Source organism: Nitrosospira lacus (genome assembly GCF_000355765.4).
In the GTDB taxonomy this organism is placed as follows: domain Bacteria; phylum Pseudomonadota; class Gammaproteobacteria; order Burkholderiales; family Nitrosomonadaceae; genus Nitrosospira; species Nitrosospira lacus.
The window spans coordinates 2,904,516-2,927,535 of the sequence record NZ_CP021106.3 but is presented as its reverse complement, the minus strand read 5'-3'; the positions used below and the strand labels follow the sequence as shown (position 1 = coordinate 2,927,535).

The following is a 23,020-nucleotide window of genomic DNA, read 5'->3' as shown; positions in this document are numbered from 1 at the left end:
AGTTCTTGTTTGGCGGGATTTCAAATCAGGTATTTTTTATAATGACCATCGCTTCCTCCGCTACAGATTCCCCCGAAAGTTTTGCGGCGCTATTTGAAGAAAGTCTTTCCCGCCAGGAGATGCGGGTCGGTGAAGTCATCACCGCCGAAGTCGTCCGGGTGGATTACAACATCGTTGTCGTGAATGCCGGACTTAAATCGGAAAGCTTTATTCCCGTTGAAGAATTCAAGAATGACAAAGGCGAAATAGAAGTCAAGCCGGGTGATTTCGTCAGTGTTGCAATCGAGGCGCTGGAAGACGGATATGGGGAGACCCGCCTGTCGCGCGACAAGGCCAAGCGCCTGACGGCCTGGCATGACCTGGAAGCCGCCATGGAAAGTGGCGCTATTGTATGTGGCCTGGTAAGCGGTAAAGTCAAAGGCGGTCTGACCGCCATGATTAACGGCATCCGCGCCTTCCTGCCGGGATCACTGGTGGATATCCGGCCGGTCAAAGACACCACGCCGTACGAAAACAAGGAGATGGAGTTCAAGGTTATCAAACTTGACCGCAAGCGGAACAACGTGGTGGTATCGCGTCGCGCGGTTCTGGAAGAAAGCCAGGGTGCAGATCGTCAGTCGTTGCTCGCAAATCTGGCGGAAGGTGCTGTGGTCAAGGGCGTTGTGAAGAATATTACTGATTACGGCGCGTTTGTGGACCTGGGCGGTATAGATGGTCTGTTGCACATCACGGATCTTGCCTGGCGGCGGGTGAAGCATCCCTCCGAGGTCATCAATGTTGGCGACGAGGTGACCGCCAAGGTACTCAAATTTGATCAGGAGAAAAACCGCGTTTCGCTGGGTATGAAGCAGTTGAGCGAAGATCCATGGGTAGGACTCTCCCGCCGTTATCCGCAAAATACCCGTCTATTCGGTAAAGTCAGCAATCTCACGGATTATGGCGCATTTGTTGAAATCGAGCAGGGAATTGAAGGGCTGGTGCACGTGTCCGAAATGGATTGGACCAACAAGAATGTGTATCCGTCCAAGGTAGTGCAACTGGGTGACGAAGTCGAAGTGATGATTCTTGAGATTGACGAGGAACGCAGACGGATATCGCTTGGTATGAAGCAATGCAAGGTTAACCCCTGGGATGACTTTGCCATGAATCATCAAAAAGGCGATAAGGTGCGCGGGCAAATCAAATCCATTACCGATTTCGGCGTGTTCATCGGGTTGCAGGGCGGCATAGACGGATTAGTGCATTTATCCGACCTGTCGTGGAGTCAGCCGGGTGAAGAAGCCGTACGTAATTACAAGAAAGGCGATGAAGTTGAGGCGATGGTATTGTCCATTGATGTCGAGCGCGAACGCATTTCACTGGGTATCAAGCAGATGGAAGGTGATCCATTCAACAGCTTTGTCTCGGTGAACGACAAGAACAGCATCGTCAAAGGCACGGTCAAGTCAATTGATGCCAAGGGTGCGGTGATTGCCCTGGAGAATGATGTGGAAGGTTATCTGCGCGCATCGGAAGTATCACGTGACCGGGTTGAAGATATTCGCACGCACCTGAAAGAAGGTGATACGGTCGAGGCGATGATTATTAATGTCGATCGCAAGAACCGGGGTATTAATCTTTCCATCAAAGCCAAGGACATGTCGGAGGAATCCGATGCCATGCAGAAAGTTACGAGTGACAGCGCCGCCAATGCCGGAACCACCAGTCTGGGCGCACTGCTTAAAGCCAAGATGGATGTCAAAAATACTGAACAGTAGGGATTGCCGATGACAAAGTCTGAATTGATCTCAAGGCTTGCAGCCCGTTATCCGCAGTTAGTGGCGAAGGATGCCGAGCTTGCAGTCAAGGTGATACTTGATGCCATGGCCAAGAGTCTGTCACAGGGGCAGCGTATTGAAATTCGCGGGTTTGGCAGCTTCGATCTGAACTACCGCCCGCCGCGTATCGGGCGCAACCCGAAATCCGGAGAAAAAGTGCGAGTTCCCGAGAAGTATGTTCCTCATTTTAAAGCAGGGAAGGAAATGCGTGAGCGGGTCGATCACAAGAACTAAAAATCGTAACATGTAGACACGTTCGTTAAGGGCGGCAGGTCGCAAGATCCTGCCGCTTTTTTTAATCTGAATCCAATAATCGGATGGGTGAGCGTGCGGTTTTTGGGAGCGTAGGGCCAAGGGCCGTGCGCCATAAAACCGTGCAATCTGCCCTGTAGCGAACTCCCAAGGGATGAATCTCGAATGACATCGAAAAACTTCGTGAATCATGGAGCCAAACTCATAAATGAGCGGTCAACTATCAGATTCAGGTTTAAGCTTGCGGCGAGGGATTTAGGATTGTGCGTTATCTGATATGGTTCCTGCGCGTCGTTCTGTTTCTATTGCTGCTCGGCTTTGCCGTGAGGAATGCTGAAACGGTAACGCTGCACTATTATTTTGGCTACGAATGGCAGGCCTCGCTTGTGCTGGTGATACTACTATTTTTTGCTCTCGGGGTAGCGATCGGTATTCTGTCCTGCCTGGGTAAAATATCCAGACAAAGACGGGAAATTGCCACATTCAGGAAAAAATATCCCACTGTGGATGAACACAGATAAACATGGTTTCCAATTCGTTGAGTAACAGGGCCGATCGCGTGAGCGATCCTCGCATTATCGTTGCGCTGGATTTTCCTGACGCAAAACAGGCGCTAGCCCTTACGGACCGGCTTGAACCGGGATCGTGCAGGGTAAAGGTAGGCAAGGAGCTTTTTACCGCAGCCGGACCCCATGTGGTGAATGAAATAATGGCTAAAGGTTTCGAAGTTTTCCTGGATTTGAAGTTTCACGATATTCCAAGCACTGTGTCCAATGCGTGCAAGGCTGCAGCGGGGCTGGGGGTATGGATGATGAACATCCATGCTCTGGGTGGAAGAAGAATGCTATCTGCCGCCCGGCAGGCAATACCAGCAGGGACGGCCAAACTGATTGCTGTAACTTTGCTCACCAGCATGGAGCGCAGTGATCTGAACGAGATCGGCCTGAATGGAGATCCACAGGAAGTCGTGCAGCGACTGGCACTGCTGGCAAATGACTGCGGACTGGACGGAGTCGTATGCTCTGCCCGGGAAGCGCCGCGGCTCAGGCAAATCATGGGTAAGGGTTTTTGCCTGGTCACACCGGGAATCCGCCCTGTCGATGCTTCCATGGACGAGCAGAAACGGGTAACAACACCGCGTCAGGCAATCGAAAACGGTGCAGATTACCTGGTTATCGGCAGGCCCATCACGCAGGCGGCAGATCCGGTATCAATGTTAAAGCAATTGAACAACGAAATCGAGGAAGGGATGGGGTTCAAAATCTAGCAGTTTGCAGGGCTTATCGGAAAAATTAGGAGGTTTCAACGGGACTCTTTTTTCTTCGGGGAGGGTCTCAGGTTTGCCGGCACCAATGGCTTTAATTTCCCATAGTATCGGGTAATTAGCGTCCACATACAGCATATTGACCCATCATTCCGTTGAGCGTAGAGTTAACAAGGGATGTTTGAAATTCAATCTTTTTAATTTCGAGCGTATCCCGTTTAACCACGCCGGAGGACAATACCATGCCCGATTATCACGTCCTTCCCGCACAGCGCCTGACGGGCGCCGTACGGGTAGCCCGACCCGTTCCGCCTGAATCCGTAACGCTAAAATCACCTGCTCTTGATGTGATGACCGATCTGAGGAATATTCATGCCGCGGTAATCGAATTGCATAAGACGATGGAATCAGCAAACGCATACATGATACAACGCGGGATACGTTCCCTGCTCGTATTGAATCAGGATCAGATCCTTACTGGCTTGATCACCGCAACCGATATTCTGGGTGAGAAGCCGCTCCGTTTTATTCAGGAGCGGAGCATGAAGCATAATGAGATCCTGGTTTCCGATATCATGACTCCGCTTGATCGGCTGGAAGCTATTCCCATTGAGGAAATTCACCATGCCAGGGTCGGCGATGTTATTGCCAGCCTGCTTGATACCGGCCGGCAACATACCTTGGTAATGGAGAACGATGCGGATGGCAAGCCGGTGGTGTGTGGTATTTTTTCGCTGACACAAATCGAGAAGCAGCTGGGTACTACCATTCCATCCACGGAAGTCGCTAAAACGTTTACAGAAATTGAAACCACGCTAATGCATTGATGGCAGGTGAGCGTGGCATTACGGCGCCGACGGTGCGGGTATGCGGTCAAGCAGGAATTTTGAGTGAGACTCGATGCTTGCGCCTGCCTGGATTTAGTTTCGGATTTCGATAATTGCCGGGAACCTCTGAATAAATTCCACAGGGTTCCATGCGGAGGTTTCCGGGGCGTCAGGCTCGCTCTATCCCGGAAACCAAGTATCTCGTTCTTGTTGTCTTTTACCAGCAAATTCCGGGCTGTTCAACCAATTCTGTTCAAATAGATGAGTTCGCCTCCAGCCGGCGCTCGATGCATACCCCCAATTTTTTTACGCCGCGTATTGCACTGAGTTTCGCCACGCTGACCTTGACCCACGGCGATTTAAATTCTTTCAGGATAATTTGTGCGATGTGCTCAGCCAGCGCTTCCAGAAGAGAGAAATGTTTTTGTGACAGGGTTTCGTTGATGCGTTGGACAATAAAGGCATAATCCAGCGCGTCCTCGAAATTGTCTGTTTGGCAGGCCTTGCTCGCAGGCATCGCAACTTCCAGATCGAGCTGGATGGTCTGCGCGATAGTGCGTTCCCATGGATAAATGCCAATCAATGTTTTGACCTTGAGTTCTTGCAGGAAAATGATGTCCATTATGGTTCCTTCGGAATTAAAGCGTTTCCGGGATATGTCGTGGCAGCTGATTTTTCACGTAAAATCAGCGGGGGATTTTATTCTATTTGCAACAATGGTGCGAATAACATGATGTTGACGGTTCTCATACTGCTGGGTTATTTGCTTGGGTCCATTTCCTTTGGAGTGTTGGCGAGCCGGGTGTTCCGGTTGCCCGACCCCCGCATGTATGGTTCAAAGAATCCCGGAGCAACCAATGTACTGCGCAGCGGAAAGAAAGCAGCTGCGGTATTCACGCTGCTGGGCGATGCCGGTAAAGGCTGGGTAGCGGTGGTTTTGGCGCAGCATTTCATACCTGCCCTGGATGGGGACGATACGGCGATCGCCGCGGTAGCATTGGCGGTATTCCTGGGCCATATATTCCCTATATTTCTACGCTTCAAGGGGGGGAAAGGCGTGGCGACGGCCGTTGGCGTGTTACTGGGACTCAATCCATGGATGGGGTTATTGGCCATTGCCATCTGGATTCTGGTCGCGGCAATCTGGCGCATGTCGTCGCTGGCCGCCTTGGCGGCGGCGGGGCTTGCGCCAATTTATGCGCTATTTTTTCTTGGCTTCAAAGCAAGTGCTCTCGCCGTTCTTGTCATGTCCCTGGTAATCATCTGGCGGCACAAATCGAATATCGCCAGCTTGCTGGCGGGCAAGGAAACACGTATCGGCAAGCGCAGCATGCCTTGACCACACGTCCGGTTTAAGCCCCCGGTGACATTTCCTGAATTTCCAGATCCCACCGCGCCTTTATGGTAAAGGTGTCATCCGGCTTCCGATCCAAGGCACCTGGTGATTGCAACCGCATTGCCCCCGCGAATGCGATCATGGCACCGTTATCGGTGCAAAATTCGAGTTCCGGAAAAAAAACCGTGGCGCCTATTTTCTCGGCGTTGTGGCAAAGACTTCTGCGCAATTGACGGTTGGCGCCTACTCCACCTGCGACCACCAATTGAGTCAAACCGGTTTCTGCCAGCGCCGCTAATGATTTCTCCGTCAGTACATCTACCACGGCCTCCTGAAAAGCCAGAGCGATGCTTCCCCTGGTCTTCTCAGTAATTTCGTGCTTGTTTATCAGGGTCAGCACGGCGGTTTTCAAACCGCTGAAACTGAAATTGAGGTCGCCGCTGTGGAGCATGGGACGGGGGAGTCTGAAGCGCTCCTGTTGACCCGAGCTGGAGAATTCATCGGCGAGTTTGGACAGTGCCGGTCCGCCGGGATAACCCAGTCCCAGCAGTTTAGCGGTCTTGTCAAAAGCCTCTCCCGCCGCGTCATCCACCGTTTCGCCCAGTAGCGTGTATTGTCCCAGGCCGCTTACTTCCATCAATTGGGTATGGCCGCCCGACACCAGCAGCGCCACAAACGGAAAAACAGGCGCGGGGGTGGATAAAAGCGGAGACAGGAGATGTCCCTCAAGGTGATGAATGCCCAGCACCGGGATCCGCAGCGCAAAGCCTAGGGCAGCGGCAATACTCGCTCCCACCAGCAGCGCTCCGGCCAGTCCCGGCCCACGGGTATAGGCGATTGCATCGAGATCCCGCAGATCGAGACCGGCCGCCGCAAAGGTTTGTCTGATGAGCGGTAATACGCGCCGGATATGGTCGCGCGAGGCAAGTTCCGGTACAACGCCGCCATACTCACCGTGCATTTCCGTTTGCGAATAAAGCGCGTGACTCAGTAGACCGCGCTTGGTGTGATAGAGCGCAATGCCGGTTTCGTCGCAGGATGTTTCAATGCCAAGTACGAGCAATGGAGTTTGGAGAAAATTAGTCTTTTACAACAAAATTACGTACTGCTATATAATGGCGAGCTTTCTACACGTTGTACCATTCATACACGCCATTTATCCAACTATTTACATATTAAGGAAGGGGACCCCATCTTCATGACCACTATTAAAGTCAAGGAAAACGAGCCATTTGAAGTCGCCATGCGTCGTTTCAAGCGTACCATAGAAAAAACCGGTCTGCTCACTGAATTACGTGCCAGGGAATTTTACGAAAAGCCCACCGCTGAACGCAAGCGCAAACTGGCCGCCGCGGTTAAGCGTACTTACAAGCGCCTGCGCAGTCAGTTACTCCCACCGAAACTTTATTAGCTAAAGCTAGTCATAAATCCATCCATGAATCTCGCACGCCGTCACGGATTGATTGCGGAAAGAGATATCAGTTTCAAAAACTCATAGTTTTTGCTGGGCAGATGATTAACTGGCCATACGTGGTGTGATGCGATTTAATCGACCGGTTTCGGGGCAATAACTAAAGCAGATAATCTCCATTGTGAATCTGAAGCAACAAATCACTGAGGATATGAAAGCCGCCATGCGCGCGGGAGATACCCGGCGGCGTGATGCTATCCGGTTGCTGCAGGCCGCGATCAAGCAGCGCGAAGTGGATGAGCGCATTGTGCTGGATGATGCCGCGGTCGTGGCGGTGATAGAGAAGATGCTCAAACAACGCAACGATTCCATTACGCAATACGAGGCTGCAGATCGTCATGATCTGGCCGATGCGGAGAAGTACGAAGTTAGCGTGCTGCGAGTTTATATGCCTGCGGCATTAAGCGACACCGAAGTGGAAAGTGCCGTAACCGACGCGATTTTGGCTATTGGAGCAAAAGGACAGCAGGACATGGGACGTGTGATGGCGGCGCTCAAACCCAAGCTTGCCGGACGGGCTGACATGGGTAAGGTATCCGCGCTGGTCAGGACAAAGCTCCTTAGCTGATATTCCGGCGTGTGGTCAATTGGCGGATAGCCGCATCGTCATGGTTGCGGCTGGGCGGGCTGGGCTGTGTAGTATGGGAACAAGTTTCCTTGCATTTTCAGAAAACATCCTATAATGAAACCGCGTGATCAGCATTTGTACCCTGTCTGAGATATTATTGGTTTATCCGCTATAAATGATCTCACAATCATTCATTCAGGATTTGCTCAACCGCGTAGATATCGTAGATGTCATCGAACGTGACGTGCCACTCAGGAAGGCCGGCACAAATTACACTGCCTGCTGCCCATTTCACAGCGAAAAAACGCCTTCATTCACAGTAACGCCCACCAAGCAGTTTTATCATTGTTTTGGTTGTGGTGCACACGGTAGCGCCATCGGCTTCATGATGGAATACGGTGGCATGAATTTTGTCGAGGCAGTAAGCGAACTCGCGGCACGCGTCGGCATGCAAGTTCCTGTTCAGGAATCGGAATCCTTTCGACCAGCACGAGAAGCCGGATCTTTGTCCAGTGCGGCGACGCCAGACAAAACCCAGGGGACAGAAAGTTCTTTCCAGGATTTGCTTGAGGTAATGAATATTGCCGCGCGGTTTTACCGGGAACAGCTCAAGCATTCAAAAAGCGCCATTGCCTATCTGAAAAAGCGCGGTTTGACGGGGGAGGCGGCGGCCCGTTTTGCCGTTGGGTATGCTCCGGCCGGCTGGCAAAATCTGGATGCGGCATTTCCTGATTACGCCGCGAAAGCGCGAACAAATCTGCTGGTTGAGGCAGGGCTGATCATCGAGAGCGATGATGGCAAACACTATGACCGGTTCCGTGACCGCATCATGTTTCCCATTCTTGATCTCAAGGGGAGGATTGTGGGTTTCGGCGGACGAGTGCTGGAACAGGGGGAGCCCAAATATCTCAATTCTCCCGAAACGCCTCTATTTCAGAAGGGCCGCGAGCTTTACAATCTGTTCGCTGCGCGCAGGCCGATTCGCGAAGCAGGGCGGGTAGTCATGGTAGAGGGGTATATGGACGTGGTGGCGCTTTCGCAGCATGGCATCGAATATGCCGTGGCCGCCCTGGGTACCGCCACTACGCCGTTTCATATCCAAAAGCTTTTGCGCCAGACCGACAATGTGGTGTTTTGTTTCGATGGAGATAAGGCGGGCAGGAAAGCGGCATGGCGCGCACTGGAGGATAGTCTTGCCCAGCTTGTGGATGGCAAGAACATCGGTTTTCTCTTTCTGCCCGAGGGTGAGGATCCCGACAGCTATGTCCGCAATTTCGGCAAGGAAGCGTTTGAGGGATTGCTCAAGCAAGCATTACCTCTGTCCGTTTTTTTGTTCAGGGAATTGTCGGCGCGTGTCGACCTGACAACCAGCGAAGGCCGCGCCAAACTGGTGCAGGATACAAAGCCTCTGCTGGCGCGGGTTACGGCCCCGGGGTTGGCGCTGATGTTATTAAAGCAGCTGGCGGAAATCAGTGGCGCCACCCAAAGGGAGTTGGAGGATATATTAAAGATCAGGCGTGCTTCTTCGTCCCCTCCGTCTCGTAAAAGAGCGCCGCGGCCACAGCCTGCCTCGCCCTACCGTTGGCTGATACAGGTACTGTTGTACGATCCTGGCTATGTCCGGAACCTGGATAGAACACTGCTCATGGACAGCCAGGAATATGCCGAAGAAATGACAGCGCTGGCGGCACTGGTTGAATTTATCGATACTCACCCCCATCTTGGAAAAGACACGGCAATACCTTCAGCCATTACATATTTTCACGATAGTCCTCATCGTGCGCTGCTGCAAAAGGCCGAGAGCGAAACGCTTGCGTGGGACAACAATATCGATCTGGAAGCGGAGTTTGCCGGCGCACTGGCGCGCTTGCGGGAAATGCAACGTAAACAACGCATGACAAGGCTGCATAACAAACCCCTGAGCATGCTTACCTCCGAGGAGAAGCAGGAACTTCAGCGATTGGCGGTACCTTGAAAGCGATAAGCCGAACAGCATTAACAAAATTTTGATATAATCGAAAAATTTTTAGGTCTCAACCAGCCGTACGTATTATTTCTGGGAATCGACATGGTAAAAGCGAAAACGCAAACCAAGGTGGCGGCAAGAGCAAAATCGAAGGGTGCAGCCTCAGAAGCCACAGCCGTAGGTGGTCCGGACGACAAAGTCAAGGTGGCGAGAAAAAAGGAAACAAGCCCGTTCATTACGAAGGCGGAATCGGCAAAATCGCCGGTGAAAGCGAGTGCGGAAGCGTTGGAGGAAAAAATTACGACCGTCGCGAAATTATCCACTAAAGCATCAGGCCGCGTGACAGAAATCGAAAAAGCGGTGCTGGCAGCTACGGAACCCAGTTTGCTTACCGCGAAAATAGCCAGAGCCAAGGCGATAAAGGAAGGCAAGAATCAGGCGAAAGACGTTGAGAAATCCCCGCTCGCGCCACAAGACATCGAGGCGCGGCGCATGCGCTTGAAGAATCTCATCGTGCAGGGCAAGGAGCGCGGCTATCTGACTTATGCCGAGATCAATGATCATCTTCCCGATGACATGCTGGATGCCGAGCAGATCGAAAACATCATCAGCATGATCAATGATGTAGGAATTTCTGTTTATGATGAGGCGCCCGACGCGGAAACACTGCTGATGTCCGAAACCGCGCCGACGGTAGCCGATGAGGACGTAGTGGAAGAAGCCGAGGCGGCGCTTTCCACCGTGGATTCCGAATTTGGACGTACCACCGATCCGGTGCGCATGTATATGCGGGAAATGGGTTCGGTGGAACTGCTCACGCGCGAGAGCGAAATCGAAATTGCAAAGCGTATCGAGGATGGATTGAAGCATATGATCCAGGCAATTTCCGCCTGTCCGACCACCATAGCTGGAATACTCGATCTCGCCGACAAGGTGGCGCGGGACGAGATGCGTATTGATGAATTGGTGGATGGATTGCTGGACCCGAATGACCAGGAAATGGTCAGCGAGGAAATCTCCGATGAAACGCTGGAACAGGAATTGGGTGCGGAAAATACGGAAGATGAAGATATCGCCGCGATAGCAAGCGCTAATTTACTCAAGCTGAAAAATGATGCGCTGGAGCGCTTTGCGGTGATTCAGCAGGCCTATGTGGAGATGCAGAAAGCGCTGGAAAAAAAGGGTTCCACCAATAAGGCGTACAAGGACATACAGGAGAGTATCTCAGCCGAACTTATGGCCATTCGCTTCTCCGCGAAAATGGTGGAGAGGCTCTGCGACACTCAGCGTGGCCTGGTGGATGAGATGCGCGGCTACGAGCGCAAGATCATGGAGCTATGTGTAACCAAGGCGGGTATGCCGCGTAATCACTTTATCAAAGGCTTTCCAGGTAACGAGAGCAATTTTGACTGGGTGGCACAGGAACTGGCGGTGGGCAAGCCGTATAGCCAGACCCTGGGACGCTACCAGCCGGCTATCCTCGAACAGCAGGAGAATCTGCTGGCGCTGCAGAAGCGCGTGGGTATTCCGCTCAAAGACCTCAAGGAAATCAACCGGCGCATGTCCACCGGCGAGGCCAAGGCGCGCCGTGCCAAACGCGAGATGACAGAAGCCAATTTGCGGCTGGTGATTTCCATCGCCAAAAAATATACCAATCGCGGGCTGCAATTCCTTGACCTCATCCAGGAAGGCAATATCGGGCTCATGAAAGCGGTGGACAAGTTTGAATATCGGCGGGGTTACAAGTTTTCGACTTATGCCACCTGGTGGATTCGTCAGGCCATTACCCGCTCCATCGCCGATCAGGCGCGCACCATCCGTATTCCGGTGCACATGATCGAAACCATCAACAAGATGAATCGCATTTCGCGCCAGATTCTGCAGGAAACCGGACAGGAGCCGGAACCGGCGCTGCTGGCGCAGAAAATGGAAATGCCGGAAGAGAAAATCCGCAAAATCCTCAAGATTTCCAAGGAGCCGATCTCCATGGAGACACCCATCGGCGACGACGAGGATTCCCACCTGGGTGATTTTATCGAGGACTCGGCCACCATGGCGCCGGCGGACGCCGCGGTCTACGCCAGCCTGCGGGATGTCACCAAGGACATACTGGATTCCCTGACGCCGCGTGAAGCAAAAGTACTGCGCATGCGTTTCGGCATCGAAATGAATACCGATCACACGCTGGAGGAGGTCGGAAAACAATTTGATGTGACCCGTGAGCGCATTCGGCAGATAGAAGCCAAGGCGCTACGCAAATTGCGCCATCCTTCACGTTCCGAGCGCCTGCGCAGTTTTCTGGATACCGAAGGCTGATCGGCTTTCAGCGGTTCCATTTTAGTGTCTGAATAGGGTCTGTAGCTCAGTTGGTTAGAGCAGGGGACTCATAATCCCTTGGTCGCTGGTTCGAGTCCAGCCAGACCCACCATTAAAACAAGCACTTAGCGCATTACCGGCTAGGTGCTTTTCTTTTGTGGGACACTGGTGGGACACTTGGCTGTCGCTCTTTCATGCCCAAAGTCTGTTAACGGTGTGTCAACGGCGTACCGATGGATACCTTAGTGGCTACCCCTAGCTGCCGACAAAGCCCCCGCCCCCCTTTCCCTGTAGGAAAAGCCTTTGCCCCCTCAGCCACTAATATTTTTACGAGGCAATCTTCAGCAACAAGTCGTTATTCTTTTCTTTTCGTGAGGAACATTATTGGTCTTCTTTATCAGTGATAAGATTAATTTTTTCAGTTGAGGATTGTGATTGATGAGCGAAAACATTTTGCGGAAAATAGATGGGCCATACGTTTCGCAGGCGTTGAAGACCTTGCCGGATGCTAATAAAGGGAAGGAAGATTTTATGGAAACAGTAATTGAGGTGCCGGTACTGGGGCTGGTGCGTTTCAAATGCAAGCGGATGACTGGCAGGCAGGGAAAATACCGCTACAGATTTTGGACGGCTATTGAGGCGTTTAAAGTGGAGCCATAATAACCCGGCGCGCACGAACTGGTGACGCATTGCGTATGCATTGCTACCCTTAACGTGAGTATTGCCCCATATTTGCCCCGTAATTGTCCCATTAGTGTCCCACCATCTAATAATGACTTTATAAGTACCTGTTAATCCATGATATAAAGATACGAAACGGGGGAATAATAATCACATGTTGCTTTTTAAACCGTATTTGTGTAAGCTGTTTCCCATACCACAGCAAGGAAAACGAATATGGCAATCGTTGAGAAGCGCGTAAAAGAGGACGGCAAAGTGTCCTATCGAGCTAAGGTGCGTATTAAAGGTTTCCCGGCGCAGACTGCTACCTTTGAGCGTAAGACCGATGCAAACAAGTGGGCACAGGATACCGAGTCGGCAATTAGGAATAACCGCCATTTCAAGACTTCAGAAGCTAAACGCCATACGTTAGCCGAATTGATCGAGCGTTATGTAAAGGATGTGCTTCCAACCAAGCCAAAGAGCCAGGAAAAGCAAACGGCACAGCTTGGCTGGTGGAAAGCGGAAATAGGCTGTTATGCCCTTGCTGATGTAACCCCTTCATTGATAGCTAAATACCGTGATAAGCTGGCTAATGGTGTTACCCATCATGGCAAGCGCCGTTCCCCTGCTACCGTTAACCGTTACATGGCCGCGTTATCTGTTGCGTTTACTACAGCCGTGAAAGAGTGGGGCTGGATAGAGAATAACCCCATGCTTAAAGTTACCAAACCTAGAGAGTCGAGGGGGCGCGTACGCTTCCTGTCTGATGAAGAGCGCCAAGCCCTTTTGAAAGAATGCAAAGAATCGGGTAATCCGTATCTTTATCCTGTAGTTGTCCTAGCTCTCTCTACCGGCATGAGACAAGGCGAAATCATGGGGCTAACGTGGGATGTAGTGGACTTGCCCAAAGGCCGTGCGGTACTTCACGATACAAAGAACGGCGAACGACGCCCTGTAGCGATAACAGGCCACGCTTTGGATTTGATTAAGGAACTTAGCAAGGTTCGCCGGATAGACAGCAAATTACTGTTCCCTTCCAAGGATAAGGCGATTCAGAAGCCTATGGATTTACGTTCGCCGTGGGAAACAGCAGTGAAAAGGGCGGGGCTAGATAACTTCCACTTTCACGATTTGCGCCATACAGCCGCTTCATACTTTGCTATGAACGGTGCAAGCCTTGCAGAGATAGCTGAGATACTAGGACATAAAACATTGCAGATGGTACGGCGTTACGCACACTTCAGTGTGGGGCACACAGCGCGAGTTGTGGAGTCAATGAACAGTAAAATTTTCGGATAGATGTGAAAATATAGAAATAATTTCACTTTCCCCTTGACAATTCAGAAAATATCAGATTTTTATTGACTTTTCATCTGAGGTGTGCTATTCTATTTTGACTTGTTGGTACTGAGTGCTTGGTGCTTAGGGAGACCTAGGTATTTTTTTGCGCGTCTGTATTTTTGTGTGTCCATGAACGATAGGAATCAATCCTAGCTAAATATACCTCTTGTGCGGGTAATTTTTGGTCATGGATTCCGAAATCGTGTGTTCCGGTAGTATGTGTAGCGAGGTTGGGATATCCAACATATCGCTATTTTTTGCGTCTCTAACTTTTAGAAAGGTCACAAATGCTCGATGTTAACAGCAGTTTATCAGTTCACCATTCATCTGTAAACCCCCTTCAACAACTTTGCCCTCCCGTTTTACTTACCGTCCGTCAATTTGCTGAAAAACACAAGGCGTTCACAAACGGCTCTCTACGTAGCCTGATTTTTAACGCTCGAAGCCGCGAAAGCAGCAATGGGCTAATACTAGGAAACGGCCTCGAAAGCTCGCTAATAAGAATAGGAAAAAGACTTTTAATTGATGAGGCCATGTTCTTTACGTGGGTACGGAGCCAATCAAATGGTTGATTCTTTCACTGAAACAGAGTGGGTCACGGCTTGGGACGCAGCTACAGCAAAAGAGCGCTGCACATCCCGGCGCTGGCAGAACGGAGACAAGTACCGCTCAGGGCTTCGTGGTGACAGAAATCAGTGCGTTAAATGCGGCCACCTATTCAATTCTTCCACAGCATTTGATAGACACCGCACAGGAGCGATAGGCGTTAATCGAAGGTGTATGACAATTCCAGAAATGCTCGGCAAGGGATTTTCCAGAAACGATGCCTTCTACTGGATAACTTCAACAATGCAGGGTTACAGGGTGCCAGAATAATCGGAAGTACTGCGTTACCGTTAACGCTGGCTGCGATATTAACTGATAGGTAAGGGGGTAGTAGGTAGGGTAATAGAAAAGGATCGCTGAAAACACGGCTATTCGTATCTTTTTCTTATAACCTCCTTCCTGTCATAATACCACATTAAAACGCCGTGCGCTAGTTATGCGGCAAACAAAAGGAAAATATGGAAAGCATTAATAAGGGAGAAGCATGGACAGAACGATTACAGGAGCTATGCATTCGATATTCTCACATGGGGGTTTGTGATGATCTTGCCGACTTGTCCAAAACGGATGCGTGGGGCTTATATTGCTATATCTCAAGACTTGATGGTTAAGCGATGGGACGAAGCGTACAGAAACGGCCCTTGGAGGCTATGGACAGCCAGTATGTTGGGATTCCTATTTGTGTACTTGATAGCGCGGCCTGGATGGAAGCAAGCCACACTGCTAAGGCACTATTATTCGAGCTAATGCGCCAACATAACGGGAGGAATAACGGACACCTGCAATTATCATCCGCTTGGCTAGAGAGACGGGGCTGGACTTCGCGGAGCGTGGTACAGAGGGCAAGGGCTACTTTGATAGACCGCAAATTGATAATTCTTACCAAGACCGGTGGACTAAATGCTGGAGCTTCACAATATGCGGTAACTTGGCTACCAATATCAAACTTCATAGGACTGGACATTCAAAGCAAGAATTACCATAAGGGAGCATATACACACATGAACCCCATACCGCCTCCTAAAATTGCAAAGTCTGTACCCTTAGAAGGTACAGTCAGTACCGTTAGCGGGTACAGTACAGTACCGTTTAAAGGTACAGCAGAGATTGTCACAGTACCGTGAGAAGGTACGATAAAGGCACTTTTTGACACTTTCACTGTACCGCCAGAAGGTAACAATGAATATATGCCACTGTGTACCCTACGTTTAATCACGCCCCCCTTATTGCTTAGCTAATGTTAAAGAGGAAGCGGATAACCAGCAAAATATATTTGATTAACCCTCTTGCCTTACATGTAATAATGACGTATTGTGATCCGTGTAGCGCATATCTTTTATCACGTAAGCAATCTAACCGATAGGGGGTTTTATGGCACGGCAAAGTTTGGAATTCATACGCAAAGAGTTTGGCAGACTTGAAAAGCAAGGGATACCAATGACCGACTTACAGATGGCGGCGGCGCGGGAGCGTATAGTATTCCTCACAGCCAGGCGCATCGCCCAACATGAGAAAGAAGACACAATGGAAGCTCTGACTGCTCAAGGCGTGACCAATGACTGATGACCTCGTAGAGCAGATAGCCGCTGCGGTAGCGGATAGACTCAACCCAAGGGACGGGCTATGGAGTGCGAAGACGATAGCTGCTTACATGGATATAGAAGGCAAGAATCCGGGAAGGCAAGTTTTAGAAAGGTTCGCTCCGCATCCGGGATTCCCGAAGGCAATACGTGTGCCGGTAGCGGGAGGAGGTAGGGGGCATCCTAGGTGGAAAGAAAGCGAAATACGGAAGTGGTGGGAAAGGTACAAAGACGTCAATTAATTAAAGAAATTACGGAGTGCCTACCTTATAATGAGTGTTTTAGCCATAAAGCATCGCACTAGTGACTGTCATAAAAGCAGGGGAGCATCCGCCCCCAATAGAAATAAAATCTGCACGTGAAGCGGTGGGGCTAACTCAGGCCGCTGCCGCTTCCCTTGTTTATTGCAACGTCAACACATGGCAGAAATGGGAATCCGGGTATAGCAAGATGCATCCCGGCTTTTGGGAACTGTTCAAAATTAAAACACGTCGATCTAAACGCTAGTGCGTAGACGGTTGTCAACCGTCCCCTGGAAGCAGTCTATTTGTGGCGGTATGAATGCCTCCTAGGCATTATTTCTTCATAGTAAGGGGGTTTAGCCTACCCTTTCAGAAATAATCGTTAGAAAGCGCTCTTGGACGGCAATCCCTGTTTACTTGGAGTAACCAAACAATGAAGGATACAGGTAAGCATGGCTAATACCGTTAAACCGCTTTTCAAATGGCGCAAGGCTATGATTAACTCCGATCTGCCAGCAACCACAAAGCATGTCTTGTTGACTCTCTCATGTCACATGAATGAGTTCGGCACAAGTTGCTTCCCATCAATCGATACGTTGAATAAGGAAACCAGCTTAAGTCGTCAATCCATCATTACGCACTTGCAGAAATCGAGCGAATCAAAATGGCTGAATATCAAGAAACGTGGGCTTGGAGGTCAACAATGGAAACGAAATGATTATTCTATCTCATGGCCTCAAGGTGTTGATGCAGTCAAAGAGGTTGATGTCCTTCCGAACATTCAAGTTACTGATTTGAGCGAAGGCGGTCAATCTTATAAACTAAAGGCGGTCAAAGAGATTGACTCTAGTAGTTCAAAGTATAGATCAGTAAATCAAGCTAAGAAACATAACGTGAAAAGCCATATCCCTGAGTGGCTACCCTCCTATCTGTGGGATGCTTTTAAAGAACACAGAGAGAAACTTAAAAAACCTCTAACCGAACATGCAGAGGAATTAACCATTAGAAATTTACTTTCTTTCAAGGAAAAAGGTTTCAATCCTGTAACGCTGCTTGAGGAAGCTATAGTAAAGGGATGGCCAACGGTGTACGAACCAAAGAATGCAATCATTACACAAACTAAAACCCAGTACGTTGACGATCTAGGAAATTAACAGGGACGTAATAGACATAGCCTTCACGTCTATAGAGATGTAACCCAACTGTAAGAACGCTAGCACGCGTGTGCGCGAGGGACAACTAAGTCATTACGTAAAGATTCAATAACCGTGCCCAAGCGTGAACACAACCACACTTAGGAATCCATTTCCTGTCCCCACTGTAGACGTACGACGCGTTATCTTTTCACGGTAAGGGGGTTTAAGCCTACCCTGCAACAAATAAATGGCTAGAACGTACGCTACGGACTTAGCTCTAGCAATCCATTCCAGATTTAAACCGCATTCCCTGAAACGTGCTGTTTCAGTTTAAAACCAAATAGTTACGTCATCTCTCACGTACGCATGTGCGCGAAGCGCAGTTACGCCTTTCGGTGCCTAACGTTAACATCTGTTGCGCGCGCGTGTGCGCGAGATCAAGTAAGGGTTGATTTACCGTGGCGCCAATTTTCCGCTGATTAATTCGTATTACACACTAGCTGATTGCCGAGATATTGACATCGCGTAGTAGAGGTATTGGGTATTTGTATCGGCCGCATCTGGTAAAGCGGTATCTGAACCGGCGTGACTGGTCTTTGATTACTCATGTAATTTATAATATTCTGCCTCTGGCTGTTCAAATCTTGCTGAGCCTGAAATTCCTCTTGAAGTCGTAACTGTTTTTCTTGGTACGCCTGTTGCTGATTTTGCCGAGCTTGCTCATGAGATGCCTCTTGCGCTTTCTGGTTTTTTAACTCAGCTTGCTCCGTCTGTTTACTCAATAATGCCTGAACGATTTCTGTAGAATCATTTTGAAAAACCGCTGTGATGGCTGCGCGTTTACGTGCGAACTCCCCATAACTGAGCTCATCTCCATATAAGCTGGCCGCTAAGGATTTAAAATCCATAACGAAAGTATTTATCCGGGCATTCAGTTGCGCAGGATAATTTAGTTCCCGCCATTGCTCACCGTCTTGCATACACTTTTCCGCCTCAACGATCCATAGCGAAATTCCTTTCTTTTCTTTGAGGAGAGGTTTCTTTCGATTCGAAAGCATTTCGAGTGTTTGCTCACGAATGTCAGATAGTGCAATTTTGTCTTTAAGGATTGATAGATCGGGAGCAGAAGCTAGATTTTTAATGCACTCGGTAGAAGGATCATCATCCGACGCATAGACTTGGCTTGAAAGGGCAAGCGCAATAAGAATCTTGAATAAGCTACTACTGTTTTTCGATTTCACGATAGCCCCTATATTGTTGTTTTTTAGCTTTACACGCTTTCCGCAATGGCTATCTAGAAACGTTGAAGAATCACTCGTTATTAGCACCTGCCACTACTTACCCAATGCGTAGGGGAACTATTGACGGCAAGGGGAATTATTTTACAGAATTTTTTTTGCAAATTACAGAAAGGAAAGACGGGGAGGTACCTATTTAAGCCGGGGGGGTGTTTCGCTAGACGGGGTTATACCCCCACTATCCCCATCCCCTCTGTGGGACACTAGCGGGACACTTACCAATAAAACACGGCAACAAAGCGCGATTAACCGGAATAAATAAAAAGTAATAAGTTACTGATTCAATTGCTTTGATGTATTGTGGTTTGTTATGACATATTGATTGGAAAGGACTCATAATCCCTTGGTTGTTGGTTCGAGTCCAACCACACCCACCCATTTAAAAAGGTTAGCTCTGCAGCTAACCTTTTTTTGTTGTGTTGGGTTACGATCGGGTGATATTGGGTCCAAGAAAGGGATTATTATTTGATCTGACTAAAAGGGTGGGATCGATCGACTCTTTTAGCGGCATAATAAGTCACTTTTTTTACGCTGACAAACCTTGTTCTATCAGCGCAACCTGAATCTGGTCAGAGTCTTAATCGCATGCGCTACATCCTCGCCCTCGATGCCGGCACGACCAGCGTACGCGCCATCGTCTTCGATCATGAAGGCCAGATTTGTGCCGTCGCACAGGAGGAAATACGTCAGATTTTTCCCCAACCCGGCTGGGTCGAGCATGACCCGCAGGAGATCTGGCTTACTCAGGTAGTGGTAGCCGTAGAAGCGCTTGATCGCGCGCACATTCGGCCGTACGACGTTGTTGGCGCAGGTATCGCCAATCAGCGCGAGACGACCATCGTGTGGGATCGGGAGACCGGTAATCCCGTATATAACGCCATCGTCTGGCAGGATCGCCGCACCGCCGGTATGTGCGATGAATTGCGTGCAGCGGGCCACGATGGAACGATCCAGAAACTCACCGGATTGATTCTCGACCCGTATTTTTCCGCGACGAAGATCGCCTGGATTCTTGATCATATCCCCGGTGCGCGGGCTAGAGCGGAAGCAGGTAAACTCATATGCGGCACGGTGGAGACGTGGCTCATCTGGAAACTAACCGGCGGCAAGAAGGTGCATGTCACCGATGTGAGCAACGCCTCGCGGACGATGCTGTTCAATCTCCACACCGGCGTGTGGGACAAGGATCTGCTCAAACTTTTCCGTATTCCGGAGAACATGCTGCCGACGGTACGCTCCTCGAGCGAAGTATATGGGGAAATCGCTACGCCCGGTCTCGCGCATATCGCTTTGGCTGGCGCGGCAGGTGACCAGCAGGCGGCCCTTTTCGGACAATTATGCGTGCAGCCCGGGCTGGCGAAGAACACCTATGGCACTGGCTGTTTCCTGTTACAGAATATCGGCACCAAGCCCGTCGCGTCAACGCAGCGCCTGCTTACCACGGTGGCATGGAAAATCGGCAAGAAGCAGGAATTTGCGCTGGAAGGCAGTGTCTTCGTTGGTGGTGCGATCATGCAGTGGCTGCGGGATGGACTGCAACTCGTGCGGTCTGCGCAGGAGGCGGACATGCTGGCAGCATCGGTACCGGATAGTGGCGGTGTAGTCTTCGTACCGGCCTTCACCGGACTCGGCGCGCCGCATTGGGATCCCTACGCGCGCGGGTTGATAATCGGCCTCACGCGTGATACCCGCGCCGCACATATTGCGCGGGCCGCGCTTGAAGGGGTTGCCTTCCAGGTCGCGGATCTGATCGATGCGATGCATGCGGATACCGGCAAGCACCTCAAGGAACTGCGCGTCGATGGAGGTGCGGCGCGCAGTGAACCCATGATGCAATTTCAGGCCGATCTGCTCGGTGTGCCCGTGGTGCGCCCCGCGGTGGTCGAGACGACCGCGCTGGGTGCCGCCTATTTCGCGGGACTCGCTGTCGGTTTCTGGCAAAACACTGCTGCGATCGCCACCCAATGGCAAATCGAGAAAGTCTTTGAACCAACGATGTCGCGCACCCGCGTGGCCGAGCTACGTGGGCGCTGGAACGAAGCTCTGGGCCGTACGAAAAATTGGGAGCCGAAAGAAAAGAAGACCATTCGACCAAAGAAACGCAAAAAATGATCGTCATAACGAAAGTACAGAAAGAGCCAAATATAGTTATCCGGCGATTGACCACTTACATTTCATTTCAGTGTTATGATTCACAAGGATTTTCTTCGTTGCATCCGGGATGGAATAGTCGGTCCGCGCTGTTACGATTTGTCTGTACCCTAAAAACTTCATAGCTCCACTCTGTCCAACCGCCGGATTTAGGATTATTGTTTTAGAATTTCCAATTTGAACTATCTATTTGATAGAAATAGTTCGGCCTGTCCAATTTATGCGTACTACTGTAACCATTCAAGCATCCCTGTTTTTCCTGTTGTCAATGTTGCCCGCCCTCCTCTTTGCTCAACAGGTTACGACATGCACAAACCCCGTTGGCCATGCATATTTTGCGCATAAAGGCGTGTTGGCAAAGGAAGACAGTGAATGGAAGATAGATACGGTGCCGAAAGGGGCTTTTACCCTGCGAAAGTTTGGAAAGGACGATTTCGACATTATTTTCATTGATTCCACAAAGCGGAATCATTCGACGGCTCAGGATGGCGCAAAGGTATTTCCACTTCGCCGAAACGAAACAGAGGCAGCCTTTCTGGTTCATTACCATGATTCAGAAGAATCCCAGATCTATTCGTTTTTTAAGGAAAACAGCGGTGCAGCCAGATTTTCGGTTCTTGTCAGCAAAGGTGGTCCGTCAATATATAAAAGCAGTGTAATGGTAGGGGATTGCACGCCTATAAACTTTAAACTTATAAATGAAGGTGATAGCCAGTGAATTAACGATTCTGTTGTATTCCGCACGCGATGTATTCGAGGCCGGGCGCGCATGCTATTAACGGCATTCCCGGTCGAGGTTGACTGGTGATGATGGGCGATGAACTCGATACGACGCGAGTCTTTGCCCACTTTCAGTGTCAAGTCCTAGCAATACGGCCCACCGGGGAGGCCATTTCTCCTGTCCATAACGCCGTAAAGTTATTACGCTATACTTCATTTTCCGAATTGCCGGAGGGGTCGATGAAAATCCACGAATATCAGGCTAAAAAGATTTTGCGCGAGTTCGGCATCACCACGCCCGAAGGCATCGCCTGCTTCAGCGTGGAGGAGGCGATGGATGCCGCCGGAAAGCTGGGTGGCGCTGTATGGGTGGTCAAGGCGCAGATCCATGCCGGTGGGCGCGGCAAGGGTGGCGGGGTGAAAGTGGCAAGGTCACTTGGTGAAGTGAAGCAGTTTGCCGGGAAGATACTGGGAATGACGCTTGTTACGCATCAGACCGGCGCGCAAGGTCAGGTTGTGCGGCGGCTTTTAATAGAACAGGGTGCCGAGATCAAAAAGGAGTTTTATGTTGGCCTAGTGGTGGATCGTGGCACCCGTCGCGTGTGTCTGATGGCAAGTTCGGAAGGGGGCGTGGATATCGAGGAAGTTGCCGCCAGGACACCTGAAAAAATTCACAAGGTGTTTATCGACCCCGTGAGCGGGCTAAGGGCGCATGATGCTGAGGACATCGTCCGCAAGGTTGATTTTCCGGAGTTCGCCGCCGCGGAAGCACAGGCTCTTTTGCAAGGGTTATACCGAGCCTTTGACAGTACCGATGCGTCATTGGTCGAAATAAATCCGCTGATACTCACTACGGATGATCATGTAGTTGCGCTCGACGCAAAAATGAATTTTGACGACAACGCCCTGTTCCGTCATCCTGAGATTACCGCCCTGCGTGACCTTGACGAGGAAGACCCGGCGGAGATCGAGGCGTCCAAACATGATCTCTCCTATATTTCACTGGATGGCAATATCGGCTGCCTGGTAAATGGCGCAGGTCTGGCAATGGCAACCATGGATATCATCAAGCTCTATGGCGGAAGCCCCGCCAACTTTCTCGATGTGGGCGGGGGCGCCACCGCCGAGAAGGTAACAGAGGCGTTCAAGCTGATGCTGCGTAACCCGCAATTGAAGGCCATATTGGTCAATATATTTGGCGGCATCATGAAATGTGACGTGATCGCCGAGGGTGTGGTCGCAGCGGCGCGGGAAGTGAAGCTGAATGTCCCGCTGGTGGTGCGCCTTGAAGGCACCAATCAGGATCTGGGAAAAAAGATCCTCGCCGAATCCGGCCTGCCGATCATTTCGGCGGGCAATATGGCGGATGCGGCGGAGCAGGCCGTGAGGGCAGCGGCTTCAGCATCGGAAGTGACGGCCCCATCGACAAAGCCGACCATGGCGCCGGCGGAAGGGAGCGTGTAGTC

Annotated in this window: 20 protein-coding genes and 1 tRNA gene; 18 read left to right on the top strand and 3 right to left on the bottom strand. The window is 50.5% G+C overall.

Features of this window, described 5'->3' with window-relative positions; genetic code table 11:
- Nucleotides 1-41: 41 nt before the first annotated feature.
- The 5 genes from rpsA to EBAPG3_RS13340 all read left to right on the top strand — a co-directional run bounded on the left by rpsA (nucleotide 42) and on the right by EBAPG3_RS13340 (nucleotide 4,160).
- Complete coding sequence (gene rpsA / locus EBAPG3_RS13360) at nucleotides 42-1,757, top strand: 30S ribosomal protein S1 (protein ID WP_004179476.1); 1,716 nt, start codon at nucleotides 42-44, stop codon at nucleotides 1,755-1,757.
- A gap of 9 nt (nucleotides 1,758-1,766) precedes the next feature.
- Nucleotides 1,767-2,051: an integration host factor subunit beta gene (locus tag EBAPG3_RS13355; protein WP_004179475.1), complete on the top strand. Its 285-nt coding sequence runs from the start codon at nucleotides 1,767-1,769 to the stop codon at nucleotides 2,049-2,051.
- Nucleotides 2,052-2,332: 281 nt separating this feature from the next.
- On the top strand, nucleotides 2,333-2,590 hold the full coding sequence (locus EBAPG3_RS13350) for a LapA family protein (RefSeq protein ID WP_004179473.1): 258 nt from the start codon (nucleotides 2,333-2,335) through the stop codon (nucleotides 2,588-2,590).
- 38 nt (nucleotides 2,591-2,628) lie between these two features.
- Complete coding sequence (gene pyrF / locus EBAPG3_RS13345; protein WP_040852881.1) at nucleotides 2,629-3,336, top strand: orotidine-5'-phosphate decarboxylase; 708 nt, start codon at nucleotides 2,629-2,631, stop codon at nucleotides 3,334-3,336.
- Between the two features lie 239 nt (nucleotides 3,337-3,575).
- Complete coding sequence (locus EBAPG3_RS13340) at nucleotides 3,576-4,160, top strand: CBS domain-containing protein (RefSeq protein WP_004179469.1); 585 nt, start codon at nucleotides 3,576-3,578, stop codon at nucleotides 4,158-4,160.
- A gap of 253 nt (nucleotides 4,161-4,413) precedes the next feature.
- Here the strand turns inward: EBAPG3_RS13340 and folB are convergent, their stop codons facing one another.
- On the bottom strand, nucleotides 4,414-4,782 hold the full coding sequence (gene folB, locus EBAPG3_RS13335) for a dihydroneopterin aldolase (RefSeq protein WP_004179467.1): 369 nt from the start codon (nucleotides 4,780-4,782) through the stop codon (nucleotides 4,414-4,416).
- Between the two features lie 108 nt (nucleotides 4,783-4,890).
- Here folB and plsY point away from each other — a divergent pair, with 108 nt between their 5' ends.
- Nucleotides 4,891-5,499, top strand: coding sequence for a glycerol-3-phosphate 1-O-acyltransferase PlsY (gene plsY, locus EBAPG3_RS13330; protein WP_040852847.1), 609 nt, complete (start codon nucleotides 4,891-4,893; stop codon nucleotides 5,497-5,499).
- 13 nt (nucleotides 5,500-5,512) lie between these two features.
- On the opposite strand, the gene tsaD is transcribed toward plsY, so the two are convergent.
- Complete coding sequence (gene tsaD, locus EBAPG3_RS13325; RefSeq protein ID WP_004179464.1) at nucleotides 5,513-6,559, bottom strand: tRNA (adenosine(37)-N6)-threonylcarbamoyltransferase complex transferase subunit TsaD; 1,047 nt, start codon at nucleotides 6,557-6,559, stop codon at nucleotides 5,513-5,515.
- A 135-nt stretch (nucleotides 6,560-6,694) separates the two neighbouring features.
- On the opposite strand from tsaD, the gene rpsU reads away from it, so the two are divergent.
- From rpsU to EBAPG3_RS13265, 9 genes are all read left to right on the top strand, one after another.
- Nucleotides 6,695-6,907 (top strand): 30S ribosomal protein S21, encoded by a 213-nt coding sequence (rpsU, locus tag EBAPG3_RS13320; RefSeq protein ID WP_004179462.1) that lies wholly within the window; start codon nucleotides 6,695-6,697, stop codon nucleotides 6,905-6,907.
- Between the two features lie 181 nt (nucleotides 6,908-7,088).
- The gene (locus tag EBAPG3_RS13315) at nucleotides 7,089-7,535 is read left to right on the top strand and encodes a GatB/YqeY domain-containing protein (protein ID WP_004179458.1); all 447 of its coding nucleotides are present in this window, start codon (nucleotides 7,089-7,091) and stop codon (nucleotides 7,533-7,535) included.
- A gap of 175 nt (nucleotides 7,536-7,710) precedes the next feature.
- Nucleotides 7,711-9,510 carry a DNA primase gene (gene dnaG / locus EBAPG3_RS13310; RefSeq protein ID WP_004179456.1) on the top strand — a complete coding sequence of 600 codons (1,800 nt, stop codon included), beginning with the start codon at nucleotides 7,711-7,713 and terminating at the stop codon, nucleotides 9,508-9,510.
- Between the two features lie 93 nt (nucleotides 9,511-9,603).
- Nucleotides 9,604-11,817: an RNA polymerase sigma factor RpoD gene (gene rpoD / locus EBAPG3_RS13305; protein WP_004179453.1), complete on the top strand. Its 2,214-nt coding sequence runs from the start codon at nucleotides 9,604-9,606 to the stop codon at nucleotides 11,815-11,817.
- 35 nt (nucleotides 11,818-11,852) lie between these two features.
- Nucleotides 11,853-11,929: transfer RNA gene (locus tag EBAPG3_RS13300), tRNA-Ile, on the top strand.
- A gap of 326 nt (nucleotides 11,930-12,255) precedes the next feature.
- The gene (locus EBAPG3_RS13295; protein WP_004179451.1) at nucleotides 12,256-12,477 is read left to right on the top strand and encodes a hypothetical protein; all 222 of its coding nucleotides are present in this window, start codon (nucleotides 12,256-12,258) and stop codon (nucleotides 12,475-12,477) included.
- A gap of 237 nt (nucleotides 12,478-12,714) precedes the next feature.
- Nucleotides 12,715-13,779: a tyrosine-type recombinase/integrase gene (locus tag EBAPG3_RS13290; protein WP_004179449.1), complete on the top strand. Its 1,065-nt coding sequence runs from the start codon at nucleotides 12,715-12,717 to the stop codon at nucleotides 13,777-13,779.
- A gap of 2,085 nt (nucleotides 13,780-15,864) precedes the next feature.
- Nucleotides 15,865-15,990, top strand: a complete 126-nt coding sequence (locus EBAPG3_RS15575) for a hypothetical protein (protein WP_004179447.1) — start codon at nucleotides 15,865-15,867, stop codon at nucleotides 15,988-15,990.
- Nucleotides 15,991-16,701: 711 nt separating this feature from the next.
- On the top strand, nucleotides 16,702-17,403 hold the full coding sequence (locus tag EBAPG3_RS13265; protein ID WP_040852836.1) for a helix-turn-helix domain-containing protein: 702 nt from the start codon (nucleotides 16,702-16,704) through the stop codon (nucleotides 17,401-17,403).
- A 461-nt stretch (nucleotides 17,404-17,864) separates the two neighbouring features.
- Here the strand turns inward: EBAPG3_RS13265 and EBAPG3_RS13260 are convergent, their stop codons facing one another.
- Nucleotides 17,865-18,626 carry a hypothetical protein gene (locus EBAPG3_RS13260; protein ID WP_040852834.1) on the bottom strand — a complete coding sequence of 254 codons (762 nt, stop codon included), beginning with the start codon at nucleotides 18,624-18,626 and terminating at the stop codon, nucleotides 17,865-17,867.
- Between the two features lie 642 nt (nucleotides 18,627-19,268).
- Between EBAPG3_RS13260 and glpK the strand changes: the two genes are divergently transcribed.
- The 3 genes from glpK (at nucleotide 19,269) to sucC (ending at nucleotide 23,018) form a co-directional block, all read left to right on the top strand.
- The gene (glpK, locus tag EBAPG3_RS13255) at nucleotides 19,269-20,795 is read left to right on the top strand and encodes a glycerol kinase GlpK (protein ID WP_004179438.1); all 1,527 of its coding nucleotides are present in this window, start codon (nucleotides 19,269-19,271) and stop codon (nucleotides 20,793-20,795) included.
- Nucleotides 20,796-21,054: 259 nt separating this feature from the next.
- Nucleotides 21,055-21,552 (top strand): hypothetical protein, encoded by a 498-nt coding sequence (locus tag EBAPG3_RS13250; RefSeq protein ID WP_040852831.1) that lies wholly within the window; start codon nucleotides 21,055-21,057, stop codon nucleotides 21,550-21,552.
- 242 nt (nucleotides 21,553-21,794) lie between these two features.
- Nucleotides 21,795-23,018: an ADP-forming succinate--CoA ligase subunit beta gene (sucC, locus tag EBAPG3_RS13245; RefSeq protein WP_004179436.1), complete on the top strand. Its 1,224-nt coding sequence runs from the start codon at nucleotides 21,795-21,797 to the stop codon at nucleotides 23,016-23,018.
- The last annotated feature ends 2 nt before the right edge of the window (nucleotides 23,019-23,020 follow it).